The organism is Companilactobacillus miaonis, assembly GCF_036913615.1.
GTDB lineage: Bacteria > Bacillota > Bacilli > Lactobacillales > Lactobacillaceae > Companilactobacillus.
This window is the reverse complement of the sequence record NZ_JAYKTX010000006.1, coordinates 74,356-92,193: the sequence shown is the minus strand read 5'-3', so window position 1 is coordinate 92,193 and position 17,838 is coordinate 74,356. Positions and strand designations below refer to the sequence as shown.

The 17,838-nt window shown below is 36.9% G+C and carries 12 protein-coding genes; 8 read left to right on the top strand and 4 right to left on the bottom strand.

Annotated features, from left to right (window positions below; translation table 11 throughout):
* The first annotated feature begins 35 nt into the window (after positions 1-35).
* From U8521_RS06445 to whiA, 8 genes are all read left to right on the top strand, one after another.
* The gene (locus U8521_RS06445; protein WP_334332365.1) at positions 36-1,754 is read left to right on the top strand and encodes a phospho-sugar mutase; all 1,719 of its coding nucleotides are present in this window, start codon (positions 36-38) and stop codon (positions 1,752-1,754) included.
* A 266-nt stretch (positions 1,755-2,020) separates the two neighbouring features.
* Entirely contained in the window at positions 2,021-3,313 is a 1,293-nt protein-coding gene (locus U8521_RS06440; protein ID WP_334352235.1) for an alkaline phosphatase family protein, read from the top strand.
* Positions 3,314-3,322: 9 nt separating this feature from the next.
* A complete protein-coding gene (locus U8521_RS06435) occupies positions 3,323-4,567 on the top strand; it encodes an MFS transporter (RefSeq protein ID WP_334352234.1) in 1,245 nt (414 codons plus the stop codon).
* A gap of 118 nt (positions 4,568-4,685) precedes the next feature.
* Complete coding sequence (gene uvrB / locus U8521_RS06430) at positions 4,686-6,692, top strand: excinuclease ABC subunit UvrB (protein ID WP_334352233.1); 2,007 nt, start codon at positions 4,686-4,688, stop codon at positions 6,690-6,692.
* 5 nt (positions 6,693-6,697) lie between these two features.
* A complete protein-coding gene (gene uvrA / locus U8521_RS06425; RefSeq protein WP_334352232.1) occupies positions 6,698-9,547 on the top strand; it encodes an excinuclease ABC subunit UvrA in 2,850 nt (949 codons plus the stop codon).
* 113 nt (positions 9,548-9,660) lie between these two features.
* Positions 9,661-10,581 carry an RNase adapter RapZ gene (gene rapZ / locus U8521_RS06420; RefSeq protein WP_334332370.1) on the top strand — a complete coding sequence of 307 codons (921 nt, stop codon included), beginning with the start codon at positions 9,661-9,663 and terminating at the stop codon, positions 10,579-10,581.
* Positions 10,562-11,602: a gluconeogenesis factor YvcK family protein gene (locus tag U8521_RS06415; protein WP_334332371.1), complete on the top strand. Its 1,041-nt coding sequence runs from the start codon at positions 10,562-10,564 to the stop codon at positions 11,600-11,602. The genes rapZ and U8521_RS06415 overlap by 20 nt, the downstream gene beginning before the upstream one ends.
* The gene (gene whiA, locus U8521_RS06410; RefSeq protein WP_334332372.1) at positions 11,602-12,537 is read left to right on the top strand and encodes a DNA-binding protein WhiA; all 936 of its coding nucleotides are present in this window, start codon (positions 11,602-11,604) and stop codon (positions 12,535-12,537) included. The genes U8521_RS06415 and whiA overlap by 1 nt, the downstream gene beginning before the upstream one ends.
* 522 nt (positions 12,538-13,059) lie before the next feature.
* On the opposite strand, the gene U8521_RS06405 is transcribed toward whiA, so the two are convergent.
* The 4 genes from U8521_RS06405 to U8521_RS06390 form a co-directional block, all read right to left on the bottom strand.
* On the bottom strand, positions 13,060-14,805 hold the full coding sequence (locus U8521_RS06405; RefSeq protein WP_334352231.1) for a hypothetical protein: 1,746 nt from the start codon (positions 14,803-14,805) through the stop codon (positions 13,060-13,062).
* Positions 14,806-14,916: 111 nt separating this feature from the next.
* Entirely contained in the window at positions 14,917-16,305 is a 1,389-nt protein-coding gene (locus tag U8521_RS06400) for a DHA2 family efflux MFS transporter permease subunit (RefSeq protein ID WP_334352230.1), read from the bottom strand.
* Between the two features lie 121 nt (positions 16,306-16,426).
* Entirely contained in the window at positions 16,427-17,074 is a 648-nt protein-coding gene (locus U8521_RS06395) for a DNA-3-methyladenine glycosylase family protein (RefSeq protein ID WP_334332375.1), read from the bottom strand.
* A gap of 96 nt (positions 17,075-17,170) precedes the next feature.
* Entirely contained in the window at positions 17,171-17,761 is a 591-nt protein-coding gene (locus U8521_RS06390; protein WP_334332376.1) for an ATP-dependent Clp protease proteolytic subunit, read from the bottom strand.
* Positions 17,762-17,838 lie beyond the last annotated feature (77 nt).

Sequence of the window (17,838 nt, the reverse complement as noted above, 5' to 3'; positions counted from 1 at the left end):
GTTGTAAGTACTTACAAATTAGGAGGATTTAGTTAATGTCTTGGCAAGATAATATGCAAAAGTGGCTCGACTACAAAGATTTGGATCTTGATATGAAAGAGCAACTAAATGAAATGAAAAAGGATGATAAAGTTGCGGAAGAAGCATTTTATCAACCAATGGAGTTTGGAACAGCTGGTATGCGTGGATTGATTGGACCTGGTATCAATCGAATGAACATTTACACGGTTCGTCAAGCTGCAGAAGGTTTAGCCTCATTCATGGATACTTTGGATGAAAAGACTAAGGCTCAAGGTGTAGCAATCAGTTATGATTCACGTTACTATTCACAAGATTTTGCTTATGAATCAGCTAAAGTATTAGGTGCTCATGGAATTCACAGTTATGTGTTTGACAGTCTCAGACCAACACCTGAATTATCTTTTGCTGTAAGAAGTATTCCAACATACGCTGGTATTATGATTACAGCTAGCCACAATCCTAAACAATATAATGGTTTCAAGATTTATGGCCCAGATGGTGGACAAATGCCACCAAAGGAATCAGATAACATCACTAGTTTTGCTAGAAAAGCTGACGATTTGTTTGCTATTAAAGTAAAACCAGTCACACAATTAAGAGCAGAAAAACTTTTGACTCTAATTGGTGAAGATGTCGATTTAAACTATATGAAGAACCTTGAAACTGTCATTGTTAACCGTGATTTGATTGAAACTATTGGTGACAAGATGAAATTCGTCTATTCACCACTTCACGGTACTGGTAAAATGATTGCTCCACGAATCTTCCAAAAATTAGGATTTAAAAACTTTAACATGGTGACTGAGCAAGCTATTCTTGATCCAGAATTTGCAACAACGCCATTCCCAAATCCTGAGTTCGCCCAAACTTTTGATTTGGCAATCGAACGCGGTAAAAAGATTGGTGCTAATATTTTAATCGCAACTGATCCTGATGCTGATCGTTTAGGTGCAGCTGTCAGACAACCTGATGGCTCATACAAATTGATGACAGGTAATCAAATTGCTTCAGTTCTTTTGAATTACTTGTTACATGCCAAGAAGGGCCTAAATGCTTTACCTAATAACGGGGCTGTTGTTAAATCTATCGTTTCATCAGAATTAGCAACTGCTATCGCTAATAAATATGATATTAAGATGTTCAATGTTTTAACAGGATTTAAATATATTGCTGAAAAGATTGAACAATTTGAAGAAACAGGAAGTAATGAATTCCTCTTTGGTTTCGAAGAAAGTTATGGTTATCTAGTTAAACCTTTCGTTCGTGATAAGGATGCCATGCAATCAACACTTTTACTAGCAGAAGCTGCAGCTTATTATGAATCAAAAGGCAAGACAATCTATGATGCTCTAGAAGATCTTTACAAAGAATTTGGCTATTATCGTGAAAAGACAATTTCCAAGACCTTTGAAGGAATTTCTGGAAAAGATAAGATGGCCAATATCATGAAGACACTTCGTGAAGAAGGAATCGATGAGATCTGTGGCGTAAAAGTTGTAGAATCAATCGATTATCTCAATGATACTGACAAGACAGCAGAAGGTACTAAAGGAACTGGCTTACCAAAGGCTAATGTTTTGAAGTATGTCTTAGCTGATGACACATGGGTAGCTGCTAGACCATCTGGTACAGAACCTAAGTTGAAGTTCTATGTTGGTGTTAAGAGTGACACTGAAGAAGGCGCTACAAAGAAACTAGCCGATTTTGCAAAAGAAATTGAAGGTTGGGAATAAAATTTAACTCAAAGGGACAAGAGAAAATCTTGTCTCTTTTTTTGGAGGGGTGGATAAGGATGTCGTCCTCCATAGTAAAGTCGCGCCCACATCGTTCCAGCAATTTCCCAGAGCTGTTGCGGAAGACGGCATCAACCACCACCCCCCAAAAAAAATATAGGACAAAACCAAAACTTTATTCCTATTCTATTTTTTTGTGACGTTACAACTCTATCTTAACTGCGATATAATATTTTCATGTGGTTTTGTGAAAAGGGGAAAGAGAATTGTCTAACAATCAACATTTAATTATTATTTCGCTCGATTCTCTAGGATTTAGAGACATTGATGAACATAGAGCAGAATTACCAACTTTAAATAAATTGGTCGAAGGTGGAACTTGGGTCAAAAAAGTTCAAGGGATCTATCCAACTTTGACTTATCCATCACATACATCAATTATCACGGGACAATACCCTAATGTGCATGGAATTGTTAATAACACTAAAATTCAACCAGAACGTCGTTCTCCAGATTGGTTTTGGTATCAAAAAGATGTTAAATCAACCACCTTGTATGATCTAGCTCATGAAAAAGGTTTGAAAACGGCTGCTTTTTTGTGGCCAGTTACGGCTGGAAGTAAGATAACTTATAATCTAGCTGAAATTTTTCCTAATCGAATTTGGACTAATCAGGTTTTGGTTTCTTTGAAGGCTAGTTCACCGTTATTCATTTTGGAAATGGATAAGAAATATGGCAAATTGCGTAATGGAATCAAACAACCACAGTTGGATGAATTTATTACAGCTTGTGCGGTTGATACGATTGAGAATAAACGACCAAATTTGACTTTACTACATCTGGTTGATATGGACAGTATGCGCCACCGTTATGGCGTTCGTTCTGATGAGGCAATGGAAGCTTTACATCGCTTAGATAAGCACGTTAAGCAAGTGATTGACGCTACAAAGAAAGCCGGCACGTTTGAGGATACTAATTTCGTCATTTTAGGTGATCATTATCAAATTAACGTGGATAAAATGATTCATTTGAACAGTATGTTTGCTAAGAGAGGTTGGTTGACTGCAAAGCCAGACCAAACTTTCAAGAAGAAATGGTCAGTGATGGCAAAGACTTGCGATGGAAGTACTTATATTTATACCCGTAATTTTGATCAAATGGAACGCCTTAAAGAATTGATCGGCAGCGTTGAAGGGGTGGAAAAAATTTATTCCGCTAAAGAGGCTGCAGCTATGGGAGCAGATCCAAATTGCACTTTAATGGTTGAAGCAAAACCTGGTTACTATTTCACGGATGAAAGCGATCGTCCACAAGTAGTTGAAAAAGTGTCACCCGAAATGATGGGTAATCCTGACCGCTATCAGGGTGTTCACGGATATCATCCTCAAAAAGCCGGTTACAAAACGACGGTTATTTTCAATGGTCCTATGGTTAAAGAAAATCAAACGGTTGAAAAGGCAAACTTGGTGGATGAGGCACCAACCTTTGCTAAGTTGTTAGGGTTAAAATTTGATCAAAAGATAGCTGGCAACTGTATTGAAGATATTTTTAGAGAATAGAGGGAATTTATGAGGTTTAATAAAAAACAATGGAGTTGGATTTTTTACGATTGGGCTAACTCCGGTTACGGAATCATTGTAACCACGGCGGTTTTACCAGTATATTTTAAATCTGTTGCTCAAAATTCTGGCGTATCGGCTGCTAATGCGACAGCTTTTTGGGGATATGCTAATAGTTTTGGGACACTATTAGTATCAATTTTGGCGCCAGTTTTAGGTGCGTTGGCAGATTATCCCCATCATAAAAAAAGATTAATGAATTATTTTGCCTTTTTAGGAATCATTATGACATTTGGCTTGGCTATCGTCCCTTCAAGTCAGTGGCAAATATTGATCGGTGTTTATATCCTGTCGATAATTGGGTATTCGGCGGGAAATTTGTTTTATGATAGTTTCTTAACAGATGTAGCGGAGAATTATGAAATGGATTCTATTTCGTCTAATGGATATGCCTTTGGTTATTTGGGTGGGGTAGTAGCGTTTATAATTTTCTTAGTATTACAACTGACAAGTGGCTTTGGTATGTTGTCAAGTTACGGCGTTGCAAGATGGAGTTTCGCTTTATCAGCAATTTGGTGGATCATTTTTTATTTGCCAATGCTAAAAAATGTTCGTCAAGTTTATTCATTGCCAGCAGATCCACATCCAGTCGTCTCCAGTTTTAAGCGGGTTTGGGAGACAATGACACATCTTCGCCAATATAAAGCTGCAGCTTGGTTTCTAGTTGCTTATTTTTTCTATATTGACGGGGTCGATACGATTTTTACAATGGCGACTTCAATTGGGATGGATATGGGAATTAACACGACTACTTTGATGTTGGTTTTATTGGTTGTTCAATTGGTAGCTTTCCCATTTTCCATTTTGTATGGTTGGCTAGCTAATCGATTATCAGCTCGTGCTGGTATTTTATTAGGAATTGTTTTGTATTTTGGAATCTGTCTTTATGCTTTAAGATTGACTACAGCAACGGATTTCTGGATCTTAGCTATCCTGGTAGGGACTTCACAAGGTGGAATTCAAGCTTTGAGTCGGTCTTATTTTGGTAAATTGATTCCAAAGAAATCCGGTAGTGAATTCTTTGGCTTTTATAATATTTTAGGTAAATTTTCAGCTGTTTTAGGACCTATTTTGGTCGGAATTGTGACACAAATCACTGGTAAATCAACGATTGGTGCTGCATCATTGAGTATCTTATTCTTCGTTGGTTTGATTATTTTTTTGATGTTACCAAGATTAACAACTTCTGATTAAAATCTTGGCGAAAATATGTTCGCTATGGTAATATAGAGCAAGCGATATACCTGACATTAATTACATCTAATTCAGTGAGTTAGATGTTTTTTTTAGCTCAAAGGGGGTCAATTATCTCATGATAGATAGAGTAAATGATAATAAGTTTGACTTAGTTTCCAAGTACTCACCTGCTGGAGATCAAGCTCAAGCGATTGATAAGATAACAAAAGATTTTCAAAAGGGTGATAAAGAAGTCGTACTTGAGGGAGCTACTGGGACTGGTAAGACTTTTACTATGGCAAATGTGATCAAGAACCTTAATAAACCAACTCTGATCATTTCTCACAATAAGACTTTAGCTGGTCAATTATATGGTGAAATGAAAGAATTTTTCCCACACAATGCGGTTGAATATTTTGTGAGTTACTATGATTATTACCAACCAGAAGCTTATGTGCCTTCAAGTGATACTTATATTGAAAAAGATTCCAGTATCAATGATGAGATTGATAAATTGCGTCATTCAGCTACCAGTTCGTTGTTGGAACGTAATGATGTGATCGTGGTTGCTTCTGTTTCTTGTATCTTTGGTTTAGGTGATCCTAGAGAATATGCGGACAGTATTATCTCTTTGCGGGTCGGACAAGAAATTGCTCGTGATAAATTGTTAGAAGAATTAGTTGATAATCAGTTTGAACGAAATGATATTGATTTTCAACGTGGAAGATTCAGAGTTCGTGGGGATGTTGTCGATATCTTTCCAGCTTCTCGAGATGACAATGCTATTCGAGTGGAATTCTTTGGTGATGAAATCGATCGAATTATTGAAATGGATGCCTTGACTGGTGAAATTAAAGGTCAGATGGACCATATCGGGATTTTTCCAGCCACTCACTTTATGATCAGTGACTCTAAGATGGATGAAGCTTTGAAAAGAATCAAAGATGAGATGGATCAACAAGTGGCTAAATTTACCAAAGAAGGCAAATTGTTGGAAGCTCAACGTATCAAGCAAAGAACTGAATACGATATTGAAATGATGCGAGAAATGGGATACACCTCAGGAATTGAAAATTATTCACGCCACATGGAAGGGCGTGCTGAGGGCGAACCACCATTCACCCTGCTAGATTTCTTCCCTAAGGATTTCAACATTATGATTGATGAATCTCACGTTACAATGCCGCAAGTCCGCGGGATGTACAATGGGGACCGCGCCAGAAAACAAATGTTAGTTGATTACGGTTTTCGTTTGCCAAGTGCTTTGGATAACCGTCCTTTAAAATTAGATGAGTTTGAAAAACATGTTAATCGAATTCTTTATGTTTCGGCAACACCAGGTCCATATGAACTAGAACGGACTCAAGACAAAGTGGAACAAATTATTCGTCCAACTGGTCTACTCGATCCTAAAATTGAAGTCCGTCCAATTATGGGGCAAATTGATGACTTAGTAGCGGAAATAAATGATCGTGTCGAAAAGCATGAGCGTGTCTTTGTTACAACTTTAACCAAGAAGATGGCTGAAGATTTGACCGATTATTTCAAAAATCTCGGTATAAAAGTTAGATATTTGCACAGTGATATCAAGACTTTGGAACGGACTAAGATCATCCGTGACTTGCGTTTAGGAAAATTTGATGTTTTGATAGGGATCAATTTACTGCGGGAAGGAATCGATGTTCCAGAAGTTTCGTTGATCGCTATTTTGGATGCTGATAAGGAAGGCTTTTTAAGAGCGGAACGTTCCTTAGTTCAAATTATTGGACGTGCTTCTAGAAATGAACATGGTAAAGTTATCATGTATGCGGATAGTATCACTGACTCAATGCGTGGTGCAATCGATGCTACGGCTCGTCGTCGTAAGATTCAAGAGAAGTTCAATGAAGAGCATCACATCACACCCAAAACAATTGTTAAACCGATTCGTGATGCTATTTCTATGTTCCAAAAGGTTGATAATTCAGAATCTGAAACTGAAAAGATTGACGATGATATTGACTTCAAGGATATGAGTAAGAAAGAGCAAAAAGAATTATTGAAGAATTTAACTGAACAAATGGAAGCTGCTGCTAAGAAACTCGACTTTGAGGCTGCAGCTAACCTACGTGATACGATTTTAGAATTAAAGGCGGAAAAGTAATAAAAATGTTAAATGATAAAATTGTGATTCATGGTGCACGTGCCCATAATTTAAAAGATATTGACGTAACGATTCCTCGAAACAAATTGGTCGTTATGACTGGTTTATCTGGTTCGGGAAAGAGCTCTTTAGCTTTTGATACTTTGTATGCTGAAGGACAAAGACGTTATGTTGAAAGTTTGTCTTCTTATGCACGACAATTTTTAGGTCAGATGGAAAAACCGGACGTCGATTCAATCGATGGGTTGAGTCCAGCTATTTCGATCGACCAAAAAACGACTTCAAAGAATCCTCGTTCAACGGTTGGAACGGTGACAGAAATCAATGACTATTTACGTCTTTTATGGGCCCGAGTTGGAACACCAATCTGTCCAAATGATGGCACGAAAATCACTAGTCAATCGGCTCAACAAATGGTAGATGCAATCTTAAAATTGGATGAAGGAACTAAGCTGCAAATTCTTTCACCAGTAGTTCGGGCTAAACGTGGTCAACACAAAAAGGCCTTGAATCAGATCAAAAAACAAGGTTATGTCAGAGTTCGTATCGATGGTGAAATTCATGATGTCAGTGAAGATATTGAATTGGATAAGAATAAGAAGCACAGTATTGACGTGGTAGTTGATCGAATCGTGATCAATGATCATATCAAATCTCGTCTGTTTGATTCCGTGGAAGCTGCTTTAAGATTGTCCGATGGCTATATGAACGTTGATGTAATTGGTTCAGATATGATGGTCTTTTCTGAAAAGAATGCTTGTCCATTGTGTGGCTTTACAGTTGGGGAATTGGAACCAAGACTATTTTCATTCAATGCTCCATTTGGTGCTTGTGAAAATTGTGACGGTTTAGGAATCAAACTAGAGGTTGATTTAGACTTGGTAATTCCTGACCAAACTAAAACTTTAGCTCAAGGTGCAATTGAACCATGGAATCCTATTAGTTCACAGTATTATCCAGAAATGTTAGCTCAAGCTTGTAAAGAATTTGGCATTGATATGAATACTCCATTTGAAAAGTTGCCGAAGAAAGATCAAGACATTATCTTGAATGGTTCTGATGGTAAGAATTTCCACTTCCATTATGAAAATGATTTTGGTGGTGTTCGGGATGTAGACGTTGCTTTTGAAGGCGTACTTCCTAATATCAACCGTCGTTACCATGAAACCAACAGTGACTTTACTCGTGAAGTTATGAGAAAGTACATGACTGAACTTACTTGTCCGGTTTGTCATGGCAAGCGTTTGAATAAAAAGGCCTTAGCTGTCAAAATCGATGGCAAAGATATTGCCGAGGCTTCTGATATGTCGATCAAAGATGAATTGCCATTCTTTAAAGCCCTTAAATTCGGTGAACAAGATACTGTTATTGCTCAACCAATTCTAAAAGAAGTTAAGGATCGCTTAGCTTTCTTGATTAATGTTGGTCTAGAATACTTAACTTTGTCTCGTTCAGCGGGGACTTTGTCTGGTGGTGAAGCGCAAAGAATTCGTTTAGCTACACAGATTGGGTCAAACTTATCAGGAGTAATGTACATTTTAGATGAACCATCAATTGGTTTGCATCAACGAGATAATGATCGTTTGATTAGTTCGTTGAAGAAAATGCGTGATTTGGGTAACACTTTGATCGTGGTTGAACATGATGAAGATACTATGCGTGCAGCTGATTATTTAATTGATGTCGGTCCTGGTGCTGGGGAAAATGGTGGTCAAATCGTAGCTGCTGGAACGCCAGAAGAGGTTGAAAAAAATCCTAAGTCCTTAACTGGTCAGTACTTGGCAGGTAAAAAATTTATCCCGGTACCATTAGAACGTCGTAAAGGTAATGGACAGTCGGTTGAGGTCTTTGGAGCACAAGAAAATAACCTTAAGAAATTAAATGTTAAATTCCCACTAGGTAAATTTATCGTTGTGACAGGTGTTTCAGGTTCAGGGAAATCAACTTTAGTTAATATGATTCTAAAACGTGCGTTGGCACAAAAAATGAACCACAATTCACAAAAACCTGGAAAGTATAGGAAGATTACTGGTTACGAAAACTTGGATAAGATGATTGCAATTGATCAAAGTCCAATCGGTAGAACTCCAAGAAGTAATCCAGCTACTTATACTGGTGTCTTTGACGATATTCGTGATTTGTTTGCCCAAACTAATGAATCTAAATTGCGTGGTTATAAAAAGGGGAGATTTTCTTTCAATATTAAAGGCGGCCGTTGTGAAAACTGTCGTGGTGACGGAATTATTAAAATTGAAATGAATTTCTTGCCAGATGTTTACGTACCATGTGAAGTTTGTCATGGAACACGTTATAACTCGGAAACTTTGGAAGTTACGTATAAGGGTAAAAACATTGCTCAGGTACTTGATATGAAGGTTTCTGAAGCTTTAGACTTCTTCAGCAACATTCCTAAGATCAAACGTAAGTTGCAAACGATTCAAGATGTTGGTCTAGGATATGTTTCATTAGGACAATCGGCTACTCAATTATCCGGTGGTGAAGCTCAAAGAATGAAACTAGCTTCAGAACTCTATAAGAAATCTAATGGTAAGAATTTCTACATTTTGGATGAACCTACAACTGGTTTGCATACTGATGATATCAAACGCCTGTTGGGTGTTTTACAACGTCTAGTCGATGAAGGCAATACTGTTTTAGTAATTGAGCACAATTTGGATGTTGTAAAATCTGCTGATTGGTTGATCGACCTTGGCCCTGAAGGTGGCGAAGGTGGCGGAAGAATTGTTGGGGTTGGTACACCTGAACAATTGGTTGATGTCAAAGCTAGCTACACTGGTCAATATCTTAAGCCAATCTTGGAGCGTGACACCAAACGTACCAAGGATGCACAATAAAAATTTTATAAAAGGTTGTTAAATCATTTTAAAAGGTTTAGCAGCTTTTTTATTTTTAAAAACTGACACGCCCGGCTTGTTATGGTATGCTTATAGAGAATGTGAGGTGCAAAATGACAAAAGATACACTTAAATTAGTTATAGTAACCGGTATGAGTGGTGCGGGTAAAACTGTTGCCATGCAATCTTTTGAAGATCTAGGTTATTTTTGTATTGATAACATGCCACCTAACTTGTTACCTAAGTTCTGGGAATTGGTTCATGAATCCGGAACGATCAAGAAAGTAGCTTTAGTTGTCGACATTAGATCACGTGCATTCTATGATGAGATTTTTTCAATGTTGTCTCAAGTTGATGAAGATGAACAAGAAAAGCATCAAAAAGTCGATATGAAGATTCTCTTCTTGAATGCATCTGATGAAGAATTAGTATCTCGTTATAAAGAAACTCGTCGTAGTCATCCTTTAGCAATGGAAGGACGGTTGCTTGACGGAATTGAAAAGGAAAGAGAGTTACTTTCTGAAATTAAAAGTCGAGCCTCGGTTGAAATTGACACGACGGATTTGACGCCTAGACAATTACGAGAGGAAATATTCAATCATTTCCAAGAATCAACAGGAATGCCTACTTTCCACATTGAAGTAATGTCATTTGGTTTCAAATATGGTTTGCCAATCGATGCTGATATTGTAATGGATGTCAGATTTTTAAAGAATCCATTCTATATCAAAGAATTGAAGACCCAAACAGGGATGGATAAACCTGTTTACGATTATGTGATGGATGATCCTGAAACGAAGAATTTTTATGATAAATTTTATGGATTACTAAAGGATATCGTGCCGGGCTATGAAAAAGAAGGTAAGACTAGTCTAACGATAGCAATCGGTTGTACTGGTGGTCAGCATCGCTCAGTTGCAATTGCTCAACGCTTAGGTACTGATTTAAAGAAGAAGTACTATGTTGATATAACTCATCGTGACATGGAAAAATCACAAAAGAAGGTAATCGAAGATGGCCACAAACGCAAATAGGATAGTTCGTGTTGTTAAGGGACGTCGTCCAAAAGTTGTAGTTATAGGTGGGGGTACTGGTTTACCAGTTGTATTGAATAGTTTAAGAAATATGGATGCTAATATTACTGCAATCGTGACAGTAGCTGATGATGGGGGATCGTCAGGTATTATTCGTGACTACATTAACGTTGTTCCTCCTGGGGATATTCGTAATGTTTTAGCATCATTATCTGATTTACCAAAAGTCGATATGGACGTTTTCCAATATCGTTTCAAGAGTAATGATGATTTCTTCTCTGGACATGCAATCGGTAATTTGATTATCGCTGCTTTGACAGAGATGTCACCTAATATTTTTGATGCTGTTCAAGAACTATCTAAGATGATGAAAGTTGATGGTCATGTTTTCCCAGCTAGCAATACGAAATTGACATTGCATGCGGAATTCACTGATGGTACGAAACTTGCCGGTGAACATGAAATTACTCATTCGGGTAAGCACGTTAAACGTGTCTGGGTCACTGATTCAGATAATCCAGAAGAAGAACCTAAATCGGTCATGCCAGTCATCGCCTCAATCATGCAAGCTGATGTGGTTGTCTTAGGACCAGGTAGTTTGTTTACAAGTATTTTGCCAAACTTGATGATTAAGGATATTGGTGAAGCAGTTAAACAAACTTCAGCTGAAATTGTTTATATTTGTAATATTATGACGCAAATTGGTGAAACAGAAGGCTTCACTGATGCCGATCACGTACGAGTATTGAATCGTCATCTAGGTGGCAATTTTATTGATACAGTTTTAGTCAATACAAGAGCTATCCCAGATGGTTATATGGATCATAAAAAGTACGATGAGTACGTCAATCAAGTCGAGACCGATTTTTCAGGTCTTCGCAAGATGGGATGCAAAGTCATTCAAGACGATTTCTTGTCATTACATGACAAAGGTGCATTTCACGATGGTAAAAAGGTTGCACGTGAAATTATAAATTTGTCATTGCAATCCGGTAATAGAAAAAATGAGGTGAGACGTTAGTGGTTTCATATGCAAGTGAGGTCAAACAAGAACTCACAAAATTAGTCGTCCATCCCGAACACGCTCGAGTAGAATTGTCAGCGTTATTAAGAATGAATGGCTCATTAAGTTTACAAAATCATCATTTCGTCTTAACTGCACAGACTGAGAACGCTGCTATTGCAAGAAGAATTTTTTCTTTGATTAAGCAAAAGTATGGAATTGAATCAGAACTACTTGTGCGAAAAAAGATGAAATTGAAGAAAAATAATCAATATCTAGTTCGTTTGAAGTACGATACAAATCGAGTCCTAACGGATTTAGATATTTTAGATGAGTCCGGTTTGTCGATCAACACCGATGTACCTGAAGAAGTTCTAAATGAAGATCAACGAATGCGTTCATATCTTCGTGGAGCCTTTTTAGCTACTGGTAGTGTCAACAATCCCGAGACTTCCAGATATCATTTGGAGATTTATTCACTCTACGAAAATCATAATGACGGAATCGCTCAAATGATGAATTATTTCCATTTGAACGCCCGGACAACTAAGCGCCGTAATGGTTATATCGTTTATTTGAAGGAAGCAGAAAAAATTGCTGATTTCTTACAATTGATTGGAGCGACGAATTCAATGTTGAAGTTTGAGGACATTCGGATCGTGCGTGACATGAGAAATTCAGTTAACCGCTTAGTCAATTGTGAAAATGCTAATATTAACAAGACGGTAGCTGCCGCTGAACGCCAGATCGAAAATATTAAGCATTTGCAGGCAACGGTAGGCTTGGATTCCTTACCAGATAAATTACGAGAAATTGCGGTATTGCGTTTGGAAAATCCTGAGGTTTCTTTAAAGGAATTAGGCGAGATGGTACCAAGTGGTCCAATTTCTAAGTCAGGGATCAACCACCGTTTGCGGAAATTAAACGAGTTAGCTGAAACAGAAAAAGTTTAATTTTAGTTTGATTGTGGTGGGTAACTGCCGTCTTCCGCAAAGTGCGCGGCATTTCCAAGTCGGGCCAGCACGTTGCCGCCAAAATCGGGTTTGCTATGGAGGACGGCTGCCTACGCCAACAAAAAAGAAGCTGTACTAATGAAAATGCAATGTGCAAAAATTCATTAGTACAGCTTCTTTTTTATTAGTTTATTTTTATCTTTTCAAGAAGGCAAGCACGTTCTTCTTGTCTGGTTTCATTCTTCCTGCTAAAAAGGCGATTATGATTGCGACAATAGAAAATGTAAATTCCCATACTGACCATTTAAAAATCAATGTTAAAATCAACATAATAAAAGCGGCAATCAACATGACACCATCTCTGGGACCTAATTTCAAATATGAATAAACTCAATCAGGACATTATCGTGTATGTAGAATTTTTAGGTAGCCTTTTGCTTATAGCTCTTTGGTAACTGTGTGTCTATTCTGATAGGAAAAAGTCTAGGAATAATTCACGCATCCGTTTAAATCCTAATAATATTATAACACTGCTTTTATTTTTAAAAAAACGCTTCCAATTAAGCGCGGATTCAATCTAATCAAGTATCCTAGTAAAAATAGATACAGTAGCGATGAGAAAATTAACAAAACTGGATAAACTTTTGGTGTTAGCCATTGAATCTTGACGTTCATTTTTTGAAGGTTTCTCGGAATATTGATCGTTATCAAACCGTGATCACTCAAATGCCACGCAATTGGTTGGCCGTTTAAAGTTACGCGATATTGCAATGATTTATAGCCGTAACTTGGTAATGTAAGACTGCCTTTTGATATGTTTTGACCACTCCAAGTAACGCTCTTGATGGTGCTTTTAGGTGTTAAAACAAAATCTCTTTGTGGAGTTTGTCCGAGATGGTTGGCTAGTGGATAGATGATTGAGCCATCGAGAAACATCCCATCACTATCTTTTTGCAGTGGGGTTGTGTCAGGTGTGTAATCAGGTAACAAAGAGCGCATAATTTTATCACTGTTGATACCAGTCGAAGTTAGTTTAACCGTTTTATTTTGGGGGATTTGCTTTTGCGTGAATTGTGTTACCACCACTGCATTGTCAGCTTTGAAGTGTTGGTTGTGATTGGCGGTGTAGATTGCCATCGGGTAGCTGACTAGGGTTAAGAACATTAGAATGATTGTGGCCAGTTTCTTCTCATAAGCTAGTAAGATTAACAAAATTGGGATGACACCAAGGAAAATCCCAAAACGCCAGTTAGCATATTGAAAATTGTTGATGATTGGAACTGAGTTGAATAATTTCCAGGGGAAAATATTTGATGACAAGATGATTAAAATCAGTTCCACGACTAACCAAGGCAGGAGTCGTTTCAGGTTAGATTTGCGCAGACCAGCCAGAGCGATTACCAAGAAGATAATCGTTGCCCCAGAAATTGTTGCTTTAGCATCCCAAGTAGGCTTTTTAACCAATTCCCACAACGAGAGACTGATGATATTTCCCTTGCCAAAAGGTGATAATAGCCCAGATTTGGAAATTGCCATCACGCGTTCAATAATCGGTAGTGATAAAAGAATAGTCAAAAAAGCTGCTGCTAAAAGATTGATCCAGGACCAAAAGTTTTTACGCAATATAGTTTCAATAATCAAACAAATACCCGCAACAATCGCAATTGTGACAGCACTTAAAAGATGTGAATTAACGACAATTGTCATCAACAAAGCAGTCTCTAAGACTAATTTCAAATTCCAATTTTTACTCTGGATAATATCTTTTAAAGTGAAAAAAATTGGGAAAATAAACATCATGATGATGGCAGTTCCTGACTGCATTTCACCGGTTAAATCTTTTAAAACCGAGCCGGACAAAGCGAAGATGCTAGCTGCTAAAACAGCATTTTGGCTGGAGAAACGTTTATTGAGCGACAAAAAAGTCACGATAAAACTTCCAGTAGCAATCAAAGTTCGAATTGCTATTATTTGATGGATCGGCGTTAAAAAATTAGTTATCCACACAAAAGGCCACAAGGTATAATCAGGATACATTCCGTTGATTGCTTGACCAGTAAAGAAGAATGTGTTGAAATTGAGCCAGCTAGGCAGGGTGTGCTTTAAAAAAGCTAGACGAATTTCATAGATTCTTTGGGAATGGAAAATTGTATCGTATGAAGCGACCATGTAATTAAAATGAAATTGCCAGAGGGTCCAAATTAACAGAAAAATGAAAAAAATAGCGGCAATTAGAATAGTTTTACGAGCAGGTTTTTCTTTAAACAAAATATACTCCTAAATATTTATTTCAGAATATAATTGTAACGCATTTGATGCATAAAAGGAGCCAGGTGATCGAAAGTGATTACCCGGCTCCTTTGTTTTTAGTAAAAGAAATTAATTTTTCTTTTTATTCTTAATTAATAACGCAAAAACAAAACCGATAATAGCCATGAAGAAGAAGAATCCAAACACATTTTGGAAACCAATCAAACCATTATTGGTTGGTAAATTGTGCTTTTGATTAGTTGTGACTAGAATCAAAGTGGCTAAACTTACTCCTAATGAACCGAGTAATTGTCTGACAGTCGTGATAATGGCCGTTCCATGAGGAATTAAATCTTCTGGTAAGGAATTACCACCCAAGGTCGTTGCAGGCATCATAACGAAGGCATTTCCACCTTCAATTAGAATGGCAATTAAAATCATTGGGAACATTGCTAATTTTGTGTGTAAAACAAATAACAAGAACCAACCAACGACAATCATTGACATACCAGAAATCAAAGTAGCTTTGAAACCAATTTTATCTGCCAATGTACCTGTCAGTGGATTTAAAATACTCAACACGATTGCTGGTGGCACTAAGGCTAAACCAGAGGCTAGAACAGAAACGTGGAGGATATTTTGATAATAAAGTGGATAGATAATTGTTACAACAATTAATGAAATGTAAGAAAAACCAGTTAAAAGAACTGCTAGATCAAAGTTGAAGTTTTTCATAACTTTTAAATCAAGTAATGGCTCTTCTTTAGTCAATTGACGATGAATGAAAAGTACTGTCAAAATGATACTGATCACTAACAAAATCATTAAATTAGTGGATAAGCTGTGTGTACTGCCGGCTTGATTAACAACATATAATAAACCAATCAAACCTAATAAATAAATCGTAGAAATAAGATCTAAATTAGCTTTGTGACGTGGCATAACATCCTTGATATTAAAAAGTGCACTGATAAAAATGACCACCATAATTATCAAGAAGATTACGAAAAGACCCTGCCATTTGAGAAAGTTTAAAACAATACCTGAAATAATTGGACCGGATGCCAAAGCTGATCCCATGACTAAACCGGCATATCCCATCGTAGTACCACGTTTTGCTTCTGGCGTGATGGTTAATAAAACTGATTGAAATGACGGGAATAAGACACCGACACCAACCGCTTCTAAAGCTCTACCAAGCATTGCTAGTGGAAAGTTAGGAGCCACGATAATAATTAAAGTACCAATGGCAAAAATTCCTACAACGCTCAAAAAGATTTTTTTAAAGGAAAAATTATTCAGCAACCAAGGACTGATTGGCATCATGATACACATGATCAACATAAAACCAGTAGTTAACCATTGAATCGTTGGTGCCGTTACACCAAAGAATTTCATCAAAGTCGGATAAGCTGTGGAAAGTGAAGATTGGCTGATCGACATAGTGAAGGTTCCAGAGAGTAAGGTGATGATGAACAATTTTCGAGCTAGGCTATTTTTGATTTCACCCTTATTCATATATTACCCCTTCTTTTGTTTAATCTAATAACGATTTAAGGATAAACTAAAATAAAAAAACTGTCCAATGCAACGTCTGATATGTAGCGCTTTCAAATGTTTTTTATAAAGAAACAGGAGATTATTTGAATAGATGAAAAGTTGTTTTGGTTAGTCCTAGATCTTGAGCTTTATATAAGAACCTAGCTGCGATTGAAGTGTAAGGATGCCATTTTTGACATTTTTTCTGAATTAATTTAACTGAACTATCTTTTGGCTTATAAACCCAACGAAAGCTTTCTAAAAAAGCACCATCTTCAAAGGGAAGAACATCACGACGGTCGAGTGAGAAAATCAGATACATTTTGGCTGACCAATTACCGATACCTTTTATTTGTGTCAACGTTTGAATTATTTGTTTGTCCGATAAAATATTCAATGATTTAAAGTCTAGTTTTCTTTGAATTAAGGCAATCGTTAAATTTCTAATGTAAGATACTTTAGATTTAGAAATTCCTAATTGATGAATCTCTTTATCGGTCAATTGCGTAATTTTTTGTGGCGTAATTTCACCTTGGCAAATTAATGTTAGTCGCTTGTCCAAAATAAGAGCGACTTTTTTTGATAACATTTGTTCGATAATTTCATGAACCAAAAAGTGATAAGGATCAGAAATCAATTGATATTGAAGGGGACCAGTCATGTCAATTACTTTAGCAAGATGTTTGTCTTTTTTAGTCAGATAAATGATTTCTGGTGAATTTTTATCAAAATAATAATTTTTAACCAATTTAATCGCTTCCAAATCAAATTCATTATAAATCGTAAAGGAATAAAAACAGAAAAAAAGCTAGAACAATTTGTCCTAGCTTCCTAAATGTAAATATTATTTACTTTCCTTTTGATTTGTCATGATTTCATCAATCAAACCGTAATCTTTAGCTTCTTGGGCTGTCATGTAGTTATCACGATCAGTATCCTTTTGAAGTTTTTCGAAAGTTTGACCTGAATTATCAGCCAAAATGTGATTCAATCTCTTTCTTGTCTTCAAAATCTCTTGAGCAGCAATTTCAATTTCAGTTTGTTGACCTTGAGCGCCACCTAATGGTTGGTGAATGAGGACAGTTGAGTTTGGTAGAGCAAATCTCTTACCCTTTGTACCAGATGACAAGAGAACGCTGGCCATTGAAGCAGCCATACCAGTTGCGATTGTTTGAACATCAGACTTGATGAAGTTCATTGTATCCATGATGGCTAAACCATCTGTAACAGAACCACCAGGTGAGTTGATGTACATTGAAATGTCCTTATCTGAATCTTGGGCATCAAGGAATAACAATTCAGCAATAACGGTATTAGCCATTTGGCTGTTGACTTCTCCTGAAACCATGATGATTCTATCTTTTAATAGTCGTGAGTAAATATCATAGGCACGTTCTCCACGTGAACTTTGTTCGATAACTGTAGGAACTAACATAAAATGCCTCCTGTTTTTAATTAGCACTCTTAATAGCACAGTGCTAATTTAGCATAATATGACTATAGGGTCAACAA